10 protein-coding genes are annotated in these 11,054 nt (G+C 56.5%); 5 read left to right on the top strand and 5 right to left on the bottom strand.

The window, feature by feature from the left end:
* Positions 1-88: 88 nt before the first annotated feature.
* The 3 genes from ACZ5K9_RS07805 to ACZ5K9_RS07795 form a co-directional block, all read right to left on the bottom strand.
* Positions 89-718: a response regulator gene (locus ACZ5K9_RS07805; RefSeq protein ID WP_464273852.1), complete on the bottom strand. Its 630-nt coding sequence runs from the start codon at positions 716-718 to the stop codon at positions 89-91.
* Positions 719-1,288: 570 nt separating this feature from the next.
* Positions 1,289-2,044, bottom strand: coding sequence for an SAM-dependent methyltransferase (locus ACZ5K9_RS07800; protein WP_464273943.1), 756 nt, complete (start codon positions 2,042-2,044; stop codon positions 1,289-1,291).
* Positions 2,045-2,356: 312 nt separating this feature from the next.
* A complete protein-coding gene (locus ACZ5K9_RS07795) occupies positions 2,357-2,527 on the bottom strand; it encodes a hypothetical protein (RefSeq protein WP_464273851.1) in 171 nt (56 codons plus the stop codon).
* Positions 2,528-3,272: 745 nt separating this feature from the next.
* Here ACZ5K9_RS07795 and ACZ5K9_RS07790 point away from each other — a divergent pair.
* The 4 genes from ACZ5K9_RS07790 (at position 3,273) to ACZ5K9_RS07775 (ending at position 5,364) form a co-directional block, all read left to right on the top strand.
* On the top strand, positions 3,273-3,527 hold the full coding sequence (locus tag ACZ5K9_RS07790) for a tyrosine-type recombinase/integrase (RefSeq protein ID WP_464273850.1): 255 nt from the start codon (positions 3,273-3,275) through the stop codon (positions 3,525-3,527).
* 253 nt (positions 3,528-3,780) lie between these two features.
* On the top strand, positions 3,781-4,254 hold the full coding sequence (locus ACZ5K9_RS07785) for a hypothetical protein (RefSeq protein WP_464273849.1): 474 nt from the start codon (positions 3,781-3,783) through the stop codon (positions 4,252-4,254).
* Between the two features lie 108 nt (positions 4,255-4,362).
* Positions 4,363-4,905 carry a CBS domain-containing protein gene (locus ACZ5K9_RS07780; protein WP_464273848.1) on the top strand — a complete coding sequence of 181 codons (543 nt, stop codon included), beginning with the start codon at positions 4,363-4,365 and terminating at the stop codon, positions 4,903-4,905.
* Between the two features lie 15 nt (positions 4,906-4,920).
* Entirely contained in the window at positions 4,921-5,364 is a 444-nt protein-coding gene (locus ACZ5K9_RS07775; protein ID WP_464273847.1) for a magnesium transporter, read from the top strand.
* A gap of 843 nt (positions 5,365-6,207) precedes the next feature.
* On the opposite strand, the gene ACZ5K9_RS07770 is transcribed toward ACZ5K9_RS07775, so the two are convergent.
* Together ACZ5K9_RS07770 and ACZ5K9_RS07765 are read right to left on the bottom strand one after the other, a co-directional pair.
* The gene (locus ACZ5K9_RS07770) at positions 6,208-7,245 is read right to left on the bottom strand and encodes a DUF4236 domain-containing protein (protein WP_464273846.1); all 1,038 of its coding nucleotides are present in this window, start codon (positions 7,243-7,245) and stop codon (positions 6,208-6,210) included.
* 1,365 nt (positions 7,246-8,610) lie between these two features.
* Positions 8,611-9,363, bottom strand: a complete 753-nt coding sequence (locus ACZ5K9_RS07765) for a hypothetical protein (RefSeq protein ID WP_464273845.1) — start codon at positions 9,361-9,363, stop codon at positions 8,611-8,613.
* 198 nt (positions 9,364-9,561) lie between these two features.
* On the opposite strand from ACZ5K9_RS07765, the gene ACZ5K9_RS07760 reads away from it, so the two are divergent.
* Positions 9,562-10,887, top strand: coding sequence for an IS1380 family transposase (locus ACZ5K9_RS07760; RefSeq protein WP_464270968.1), 1,326 nt, complete (start codon positions 9,562-9,564; stop codon positions 10,885-10,887).
* Positions 10,888-11,054 lie beyond the last annotated feature (167 nt).

Genomic DNA, 11,054 nt, shown 5'->3' with positions numbered 1-11,054 from the left:
GGCCTGCTATCCTTGGAAAAGAGGCTTCCTAATCGTGCCGGAATCGTTTCGACGTGTCTAAAAATTGCGGCAACACCGGGTGAGTTTCTCAAATAAGGCGGTTTTGAATAGCGTAGTAGGTGATTTGGGCATTGTTCGTCACACCGAGCTTTTCCAGAATCCTCGATCGGTAAGTGCTGATGGTCTTCGGAGAAAGGTGAAGCTCCGCGGCGATTTCTTTGTTGCTTTGGCCCTGAGCCAGCCTCAGGAAAATCTGGTATTCACGGCCGGAAAGCCTAAAGTGAGGGGGCGGTTCTTTGGCATCCGCTATCTCTTTGGCCAGGGCTTCAGCTACCCTTTCGCTGATATAACGAAACCCTTGAGCCACTCGGCGAACTGCCGTGACCAGATCGCTCAGGCCCATGGATTTGTGGACGTAACCCAAAGCCCCCGCTTTGAGAAGCCGCACGGCGTGATCTTCTGCAGGATGCATGCTCAGGATCAGAGTCTTGGTCTCGGGATGCTCCCGGTGTAGTCTTTCCAAAATCTCTAGCACGTCGGGTCCGGGCATGGAAATGTCCAGCAGGAGCACATCGCAGGTATGTTCTTTCAGGACGCGAAAAAGCTCCACTCCATCCCGAGCTTCTCCAACAACTCGAATATCTAGGGTCTTTTCCAAGATACGCCGCAACCCCTGGCGAATGAGCGGATGATCATCGGCGGTGACGACACGAATCATAGCGCGGTCCCTTCCGGGCTTTACTGTCAGGAAACTTACCTTATGGGGACTTTTACCAAAAAAGGGCTCCCGCGTCCAACTTTGCGCCCTACCTTCCCACCGCCGCCAAGGACGTGGACGATTTTTTGACAATATCGAGCCCTAACTGGATCCTTTTCCTCGTGAAGTCACAGATGAGTTATCACGGTCAACAGGCTGAAACAATCGATCCAACATCTCCCGGGCGATCCTCACTCCTTGCCATGACACAGCACTGAGGACCCAATCCCTTCCCTGGGCTATGGCGACATGGCCCGTGATCTACTTTTGCGAAAATTTCAACGCATGGCAAAGAAGAGGGCTTCCCGCCGCCGGCCTGCCCCGCCCACCCCATCAGCCGCGGGCTTCGCGACCCGGGACGCACCACCCGATCCTGATGGCGGACACCCTGCCTAGACATGCCTCAACGCCAAAGGGCGGGACGCAGGGGGCCTTGCCGCGCCGGTTGATTCCCCTTTACTGAGTGTCTCAACGGGCCGTCAGCTGATCGGGACACTCCTTTAAGAATCGTGTGTCGGGGGAATGAATGGATCATCGCCTCATCAGTGCGAACACCCCCCAGCCCAGGTACTCTCGAGTGTATGTGGCGTGGCGTGCGGGTTCAGAGGTCAGTAGTGCTCGAACCTCTCCGGCCAGGTCATCCTCGGGATTGGCATCAAGCCACCGGCGCATGGTGAGCCACTTGGCCGCCTCGTATCGATCCCAACCGTCTTGGTCGGCCAGAACCATTTCCACGACGTCGTAGCCCAGTCGCCCGAAAAAGGCGAGAAGCTCCGGAAGGCTGAGGAAGTCGGCGATCGATTCGGCAAGACATCCCTTGGCCACATCTTCCGTCGGCGGCACCTGCCGCCAATAGGGCTCGCCGATGAGGATCATGCCTCCTGTGCGGAGGCTCTGTGCGAGAAGTTCAATCGTGCCGGCGACGCCTCCCCCGATCCATGTGGCCCCGACACAAGCCGCCACATCGACCTTTTCGCCGGCCACATAGCCCGTGGCATCGCCGTGGATGAACGTGACCTGCGCGGCAACGCCGAGTTCTTCGGCACGCAGCTTCGCTTGCTCCGTAAACAAGCGGCTCAAGTCAATGCCGGTACCGACGATGCCGTGGTCACGCGCCCACGTGCACAGCATCTCTCCCGAACCACTGCCGAGGTCCAGGACCCGCATTCCCGGCTCCAGGCGCAGCGCCGAGCCGAGCGTGGCGAGCTTCTCCGATGTGAACGGGTTGTGAATGCGGTGAGCACTTTCGCTAATGGTGAATATCCGTGGGATGTCCGTTTCGGAAATTCTCCTTATGGGTGTGGATGAGTTCAGTCACTGCATAATTTGCAACTCTCGGCTTACCTCGCCCCCTCGGAATCCTCACTCTTTCGGGCCGCCGTCCTCTGGGCGAACCCGAGCGGCGTTTCGGAATCGTCCGTCGGTGATCAGCCCATGGCGTTCCAAGTGCTGCCGGCGTCTTGTTCCATACAGCCTTTCGGCTCGGCACGTCTGTTCTCAGATCGAGGTGAAGTCGGCTCGAACGAGGTGATCTCGCGCCCGCCCGGGCAGGATTTCCCATGAGAAGCCGTCGCGTCATTTCGCTTCGGCCACAATGCCTCACCGGGTCGCCACGTCCTCGTAGTCCGGGGCCGCGACGTAGGTTTTTTCGAGCCCGCTGCGCGCCCGGCGGTGCCGGCCGGGCGCATGGTCCACCCAGGCCCGTTCATATCGGAGGGTTCGAAAGAGATCTTCGGAACGGCCTTTCGTGTGGCGCAGGGCCACCCTCACAGGGTTCCCCTCGATGCGCTCGCTAACGCGAGCCCGCTCAGGGCTCTGGTTTTGCAGCGTAGCAGGGTCGTAGGAAATTGTCGGTGCTTTGCACCAGTTGCACGATTATTTGCAGATATTTCCGGCGCGCGCATCCCAGAGCAGCTCCGCCAGGGACAACTTCTCCACTACGTCGTTGGGGGCGATCTGGAGCAGGCACTCCAGTGACGCGATTGCATCGTCCCACCGTCGCCGACGCGGATACAGCTCCACAAGCCTTAACAAGACACTGCGCAAATTTGGCCCCACGTGCGCCTAAACCTCGCAAAACCAGGCGTTTTTTGCCTACTTTCCTTTTATCGCCATGTCCTCAGCCGCGTGGTAGCTCGACTGGAGGAGGGGATTCGCGCGCGCAAGCCCGAGCGGCTGTCTGTTGTCATGACGCGCGGGTGACTCAAGGCCGTTCTGGCGAGTCTCCCCGGCCATAACTGGCTTGTGGCCTTGCTGATGTATGGTTCTGGGTTGCGTTTGCTGGAGTGCCTCCGCCTGCCCGCGTTGGACCTCGATTTCTTTCGCAACGCAATTGATGTCCAAGCTGGAAAGCGAGCGAACTACCGAGTCTCAATGCTGTCGGAGTCGCTCCGAGCCCAAGTGCTGAAGCATTTTAAATCAGAGAAAAACATCCATGACCGGGACTTGGCAACCCCCTGGGGTCGGGTGCTACCTCCCGATGCCATCCACAGGGAATACCCGGACGCCCCCGGGAATGGCTCAGGCAGTGGGTGTTTCCGCACGAAAGCCGCTGAAAACTCGGGAAGAAAGACGGCATCACGGTCTCCAATCGATTATCCAGAAGGCCGTGAACGCCGCAGTGAGTAAGGGAGGTTTGGCCAAGCGTGCCACATGCCCCACCTTTCGCCATTCGTTCGCCACACAGTTGCTGAAATGCGGTTCCGACATCCGAACCATCCAGGAACTTCTTTGGCACAAAGACGTGAAGACCAGCATGATTACGTCCTGAACCGGGGCATCAAGGGTGTCGAGAGTCTCGTGGAAGACTTGCAACGGAGAAACGAGAGTGTAATATATAAAGCATCTTCCCCTGCAACCCGTGTAGAGAACACCCTGCTGACCGATGAGCGCGGGCGAGGGGCACAAAATTCCTCAGGCGGGATATTATGATATCGCCACCTATAGGTGTTATGGAGAAACCATATAGTTTTTGTGTAGCATTACTGAATCTCCAGCCGCGCAGCAATTTTTTGGAGGTTATCATGAAAAAGATCCTATCTGCACTTATTCTTTCTATTTGCTTAAGCCCGGGAACCTTGTCAGCCCAAGGTGCATTCTACCATCCAAACAGCAAAACCTACATTCATACACCGCGCACAACGCATGGGCCGCAAGGAGAACTTTATATCCACACACCCGGAGTGACCTATGGGCCAAATGGCGAAATCTATCTTCACACCTCAGGCGCAACTTTCGGCCCAAAGGGTGAAATCTACATTCACACCCCAGGTGCAACTTTCGGCCCTAAAGGCGAAGTCTACCTTCATACACCGGGCGCAACTTTCGGCCCAAAGGGTGAAATCTACATTCACACCCCAGGCGCAACTTTCGGCCCTAAAGGCGAAGTCTACATTCATACGCCGGGCGCAACTTTTGGCCCAAAAGGCGAAGTCTACATTCACACCCCAGGCGCAACCTTCGGCCCGAATGGGCAAACCTGGATTCATTCAGATTGAAACGCCTAACATTACCCTCCAAGGACGCACCGCAAGTGGCGCGCCCTTGAGATTGGACGATAGCGCGCAACGCAACTCCCTTAGATCGAAAACGAAATCTTCAAAACCTTGAATAATCAAGGCAGTCTCAACGACGGGCTGGGCCCAAAGCATCTTGCCGCCATTAGCCTCATGATGGCGGCCTTTTGTGTGGATCAGATCGTTCAACGATGTTGCCCGCTGTTTCAGGCCGCAGGGCAAAAGCTCCAGGGGACCGCCGTACTCGGTGGATTCGCGTTTCCGAAGGACTTGATCTCGGCCCGGCGCAACGCGCGGGTCGGCGACATCATGCATCGCGAGGTCATCTTTGCCCGGGTCGAGGACGACCAAGAAGACGCAGCCCGTAAAATCAAGAAATACGACCTGATCGCCCTGCCGGTGATCAACGGGGAAGACGCCCTGGTAGGGATCATCACCCACGACGACGCCATCGACATCATCACCCAGGAACACACCGAGGACATGGAAAAACTCATGGCCATCGCGGGTAGCCACGAGCCCGGCGTGTATTTGAAAACCTCCTCCTGGGTGCATTTCAAGAACCGCGCTTACTGGATCGTGGGACTCGCCGCCCTTGGCCTGATGTCGGGCATCATCATTCACCATTTCTAGGCCACCCAGACCAAGATGCTGATTCTGGCGCTCTACATGCCCATGGTGGCGGATACCGGCGGCAACACGGGCAGCCAGTCGGCAACGGTGGTTGTCCGCGCCCTGGCTTTGCGCGAGATTTCCCCGAAGGATGTCTTCAAGGTGCTGTTCAAGGAATTCAAGATTGCCATTTTGCTGGCAGTAACTCTTGCGGGGCTTTCCTGGGGCAAGGTGTTGTTCCTGTCGCGGGGCACGGATGTGCCTGCCGGTTTCTCCCTGGCCAAAATCGGCGCGGCCATCGCCATAGCGCTTGGCTTTCAAGTGGTGACGGCCACCTTGATCGGGGCACTGCTACCTTTGGGCGCGGCCAAGATGAAGTGGGATCCGGCGGTGGTGGCCAGCCCGGCCTTGACCACCGTCGTGGACATCACCGGCCTATTGATCTATTTCACTACGGCCAAATTACTGCTTGGGATATGACATGGTGGCTGCGGAGACCGTTGATCGTCGGCCGTATGTTGCCGATTTATCGAGGACATACCGGGGATATGACCATTTGATGGATTTTCAGCGGATGACACGGGATGCCGACGATGTCTGTTGAGCCGCTCGGCGCGGGGGCGCCATGCCGGCGGATACCGTAACTGGCTTCGACGGTTGGATGGCCATGGGGGAGACTCACCACAGCGGATCGGCCTGGGCGGCTGCGGCAGACAGGACATTTGCAAGAGCGATTCCATGCGGCCTGAAACGAGGACCTTGACCGCCTTGTGTGCTGAATGTGCTCAACTCTAAAATCCGCCTCACCAGGGTCGGGCCCTCACACGAAGTGTGCGTTGATCGACGCGCCGTAAGATTTCCATCGTGCCTCCGTCATCGATGGACGGCCGCCCTTCGTGTACAGCATCGCGACGACGGTCTGTTATCCATTCAGCAACCGTGGCCGGATGACTTAGACCATGACTCTGTCGAAACATTCCTCGGTGATCAGGGCAATGGCACGACATTTTTGGACGCCGGGTCGTCGAAGCTTATGGTTTCTATCCCAGTCGGTGCGTTTGCGGGAACCCTTGACACCGATCTTTCTGTTTTCCCAACGACATGGATCGGTTTGTCCCTCGTCTTCGCGACGACCCCAGGATCTGCAGGCGACGACAATGTTCCATGAGCCGCGGATGCTCCGCGCATCTCCATGTGTCATCCTGGTCATGGGTCGCCAAGGCAGTCCGGCGCAGGGGAAACCAGGAATTCGGCCTTATAACACGCGCCTGCCCTGCTAAGACCCATGGGGCAGACGGGTCTTATCACTACCCTTCGCCTTCCCTAAAGACCCAACCGGGCCGCCACGTCCTCGTAATCCGGGGTCTCGGCGTAAAGTTTTTCAAGCTCGCTGCGCGCCCGCTTCAGCTGCCCGAGGTCCTCGTAGACCAGGGCGCGTTCGTACCGGAGCGCCCGGAGCAGTTCTTCGGAGAGGTTTTTCCTCCGGCGCAGGGCGGCCGTCAGGGTGTCCAGCGCCGCCTCCAGCAGGCCGAGCCCGCGCAATGCTTTGGCCTTGTATAAGAGCAGCGCGGTATGGACCAGCGTCTCGTTCCCGATGCCTTGGGCCAACCGGAGAATCTTCCTGCAGGCGTTCTTGTCGCCCGGGCGGGTGAGGAGCAGCAATTCCGCGAGGGACAGCTTCACCACCACGTCGTCGGGTTCGAGCCGCCGCAAGCGCTCCAGGCAGGCCATCGCATCCTCCCATCGCTCCTGACGCTGGTAGACCTCCACCAGGCCCAACAGCACGCCGCGGAGATCCGGACCCACATGCGCGCACACCTCGTCTGTAATGGGGAGGCTCATGGTGGCGCTGATGCCGTACTTGGCAAAGTGGCGGCCCAAGTGCGTGTGTTTCTCGGCGGCCATCCCCAGGTACTTTGCAGCTTCTTCCAGCCGCTCCTGCTTGAGCGCCAAGAAGCCGGCGAGGTACGCGCCGTCGGCCAAATGGATGGCCTTCTCGAGGTGATCGAACGCCTTCTCTTCGTTGCCGAGGATTAACTCCCGGCATGCGTCCACAAGGGTCTCCTCGTCGTCCGGCGTGACCAGCCGCTTGAAAAAGCCCATGCTCAGACGATCCTCCGGGCGGACCCTTGGGACGGCAGGAGCGGAGGAGGCGCGTTCCCTGCCGTCTGACCTCCCGCTTGGCAGCGTGGTCGTGTAGAAAAGCCCTGTTCCCGGAATGCCCACCGTGGCCCGCTGACCCCTCGGACCAATGGTCAACTTGGCCCCGCGCGGACCGAACGAGAGCGACGGGCCCGATTGACTGAGGTTGAGGGTCACACCCGGTGCAATGGTGATTCTTTTCCAGAAACGAAAGCCCATGGAAAACCTCCTTCGACCTCATTTGACAAAACCGATTTCCACTGTGGGTCTCTTTCCCCCGGAGTGTTTCATTTTCCTCGCCGGCCCAAAGCCTCCGGGGGGAAGTCCCTCTTTCGTGGTAGAATCCGCATCTTCGCCCCCACGGCCGCACACCAAGTGAAGGCCTGGGGACAGCCATCGGGAAGAGGACGCGGACACCGGGACTTTCTCGAAGTCTCTTAAAGATTCCGCTGCTGGTGGAATGCCGCATTCTCTCCTCGGCGCCGATCCGTTATTTGGCCCCAGCTTTTTCGCTCCCGACCGACCTTCCATGGGTGGCCCCACGGGACCTCGCACCGCGGTCGGTCCTCTCCATGTTGATCCAAGTCCATGAGAAAGCTTGTACGCAAAAGCCGTTCTCTCGGTCAAATACTAACGGCCCTATGAGGCTTCTCGGACACTCCAGACCATCATCGCCACACGAGTCCATACGGGACAATGTCCTAACCATCGATCTTTGTGGTAGTTTCTCAATAGGCTGTTTTCGGCTGTCCCCTTTTGGGGAGGAGCACATGAACGGAGGAAAGACCAAATCAAAGAGAAAAATAAGGGCAAAGGTATGCGGGCAAAGGGAGTCTTTCGGCGAGAATCGCGCTTTCCCCTGCCCGTATTTCACAAAAAGTGGGGAATAGAGGGAAAAAGAAGGGTTGGCCTCCACGGTTTGAACGAACTTCCTCTTCTTCACCCCGAACTGCCCTTAAACGGAGGGGTGACCTGCACAAGCTCCGAAGTCCTGTTCGACCTGTTCATCATAGAAAGGAAGCTGGGAAACCGAGTCGTCTATCTGAAATTCGAGGGATTCGGGTTTGGGTGGGCGTCCCTGGTTGATTCGGCACAATCCCAAACAGCTTGAGATCTTATGGGTCACATCCTGGTCTTCAACAATTATGGATAACCCGCATCAGCCCTTGGCATATTGTCTGATCCCCTTTGAGAATATGCTAGTTCCCGGACGCCTTGTGCAAATTCATCGCGCATCCATCGGTAAGGGACTGGAGACGATAAATATGGAGGGATGTCTTCTGAAACCGCTGGCAGCCTCCGAAACTCAAGCAGGTCTCCGATGTGTTATCGAAAATCTTCTTTCATCGTAAGCGGCTGGATCACGGGAGCATAGAGGCAACTTCATCCAACTCGACGAAAGGTTTGCCGGCTGTTGCACGCTGCTTTTCATCGTTCCTCGAGTCACGATTGTGTTGGCGGATAATGCAGTGAGCGTTGAGGTGCAGTAGGTCACTAACGTGACCATTCCAAACCCGGTCATGCCATGCCAACCTTACTGAGAGATGCGTGATCTTGCTTTATCACCCATGTTGCCTTCCAATGCTACTCCTCGCTCCTTCCCATTTCTTCGAGAATCGTTTTCATATTGAACAGATGAGTCTCGACGAACTTAATGGTGGTTTCAAGTTCGCCGAGTCGCAACGGAGCCTCCAATGAGTCCACGTTGAGAAGGGCCTTTCGCAGATCGGCCATGGCCGCATTGTCCTTTTGGACAAGCTCTTTGTACATTGCAGCGCAAAGTGGGCACAGGGCCAAAAACTGCGCCTCATGCTCCTTGGGGAAGATGTCCTTGGTTAACGCTTCAACTGCCTCGAAGTAATACTCGCCATCAAGCTTTTTAAAGGGCATTTCCTTTTTGCAGATCTGACACACCATTTGACCGTCATTGTTGGTGTATTGTTCCCTGAGCCACTGTGAAGGATCGATAGCGCCTTTGGTTGTCCGAACGCTTCTTTTTCGCTCTTCATATTCTTTTCGGGGTGATTCGGAGAGTTGCTCTATTACCCTTTCGCGCCGACGCTCTGGGTTTGTCACCGGTTTTGTCGGGAATTTCACAGTCTCTCTTTTTCTTATTTCTTCAAGTAAATCTGGATATTTCTCTAACGCTTGGGCATATCGTAGTGTCTCTGGTTTGATACCAGCTTGCTCAGCGAGTCTTGCGACTATATCCTTTTTCATTCCAAGCAGGTCGGCCACCTTTTCATTGCGTTCAAACCCCTCAGGAAGTTGGTCTAGGCTAATCTCATCAGGACGGTAAAACTGACCATCCGCTCCCGGCAACCACTTGCTGTTCATCAGCAGGCGGCCAAAGGACTCTGAAATGCGCTCTTCCTTTCGGCTGTTTTCATAATTTTTTCTTGATGATATCTCAATCCCTTAATCCGTGAAATAGCGCCTATGCATAAAACTATTTTACTTTAGATATCTCATTGGATTTACATCTCATTTATGCTATAGGGTCTCCTGTCACATTTTCACCCGGCAGGTGCACTCATGAAGAAAATTGAGATCGAACAATCTTCGAAGGCCTTCTACAGCGGGCAGGCAGGCTTGGCCCTTGTGGGGAATCTGATCAACGGCTACACGAGCCTGTGCGAGCAGTTGGAAAAGGAAGTTCCAGGGCGACCAATGATCTCGCACGCGGATGTGGTCAAGACCTACTTGGGGCTTCTGTGTCTGGGCAAGAGTGACTTTGAAGCCGCTGCGGGCGTTGCCGGCGATGACTGGTTCCAACAGGCTCTGGACATTCAGAAGGTTCCTTCGCAAGAAACTTTGCGGCAACGTTTGGACAAGCACGCGAGAGTTTTCGAACGTGTTGCCGGCGCAAGTAGCGTAGAACTGCTTGAGAGGACTCAGGTTCCCGTGACGGCGCTTTCCACGGGGCACGTGCCTTTGGACCTGGATGTTTTCTGCCTGGACAATTCCGACACAAAGAAAGAAGGGGTGTCGCGCACGTACCGGGACTATGACGGATACGCGCCGATCGGGGCCTACCTTGGGCAGGAGGGATGGTGTCTGGGCCTGGAGCTTCGCCCTGGTTCTCAGCATTCTCAGAGCGGATTTGTTGACTTTTTGCGCAAGATGTTGGTGCATGCGCGCAAGGTGACCTGCAAGCCCCTTTTGGTGCGAACGGACTCGGCTCACGACGCCCTGGAAACGCTTGTGGAGCTTCGCCGACACCCCAAGCTGAGCTTTATCATCCAATGGAATCCGCGCCGGGCCGACGTCCTTTCCTGGCGTGATCGGGCCTTCAGTGAAGGCCGTGTGAGTGAGCCCCGCCCCGGCCAGAAAGTGGCGGTCTTCAGCACGTGGGTGACGCGACACCATGAAGAGAGAACCTATCGGTTTCGGCTGGTGATCCGGGTCACCGAGAGGATATCGGATAGCGAGGGGCAAATCTTGATCCGGCCGGATATCAAGCTGGAGGGCTGGTGGACGTCGCTTTCCGTCCCTGAAGAGGAAGTCATCGGGTTGTACGAGAAGCGGGGTCTGAGCGAGCAGTTTCACAGTGAGATCAAGTCCGACCTGGACTTGGAGCGGTTGCCGTCTGGAAAATTTGCCACCAATGCGCTGGTGTTGACCCTGGGCGGACTGGCTTACAACATTTTGCGCATCCTGGGGCAAAACGGGCTCCTGGGCCATTTTTCGCCCGTACGGCATCGGGCCAAGCGACGTCGCGTAAAGACCGTGATCCAGGAGCTGATCTATATGGCAGCGCGCGTGATCCGAAGCGCTCGTCGGCTGAAGCTCCAGTTTGGTCGGCATTGTCCCGCTTTTCACGCTTTTCGGAGTGTTTATCTGAAATTTTGCCCAGCGTAGGGATCGCCGCCGCAAAAGCCTGAAAGCTCCTCTGGCCATAAGGGGGTGAAGAGTGTCCGAAAATGTCTGAGATGGCATCGTCATGAGAGCTTTTCAGTCCTTGAAAAGGCGATGACCCGAAAAAGTGGCTGAATCAGGGCATCAATGAGCCCCAAAATGGGTTCCGA

This window comes from Desulfosoma profundi (assembly GCF_055387865.1).
The sequence above is the reverse complement of the archived record's forward strand: the minus strand, read 5'-3'. Positions and strand labels throughout refer to the sequence as shown.

Excerpts from the sequence above, each read along its gene's own strand:
- ACZ5K9_RS07775 (WP_464273847.1), top strand. The coding sequence starts at position 4,921 with ATGCTGATTCTGGCGCTCTACATGCCCATGGTGGCGGATACCGGCGGC.
- ACZ5K9_RS07805 (WP_464273852.1), bottom strand. The coding sequence starts at position 718 with ATGATTCGTGTCGTCACCGCCGATGATCATCCGCTCATTCGCCAGGGG.
- ACZ5K9_RS07770 (WP_464273846.1), bottom strand. The coding sequence starts at position 7,245 with ATGGGCTTTCGTTTCTGGAAAAGAATCACCATTGCACCGGGTGTGACC.
- ACZ5K9_RS07760 (WP_464270968.1), top strand. The coding sequence starts at position 9,562 with ATGAAGAAAATTGAGATCGAACAATCTTCGAAGGCCTTCTACAGCGGG.
- ACZ5K9_RS07765 (WP_464273845.1), bottom strand. The coding sequence starts at position 9,363 with ATGAACAGCAAGTGGTTGCCGGGAGCGGATGGTCAGTTTTACCGTCCT.
- ACZ5K9_RS07790 (WP_464273850.1), top strand. The coding sequence starts at position 3,273 with ATGGCTCAGGCAGTGGGTGTTTCCGCACGAAAGCCGCTGAAAACTCGG.
- ACZ5K9_RS07785 (WP_464273849.1), top strand. The coding sequence starts at position 3,781 with ATGAAAAAGATCCTATCTGCACTTATTCTTTCTATTTGCTTAAGCCCG.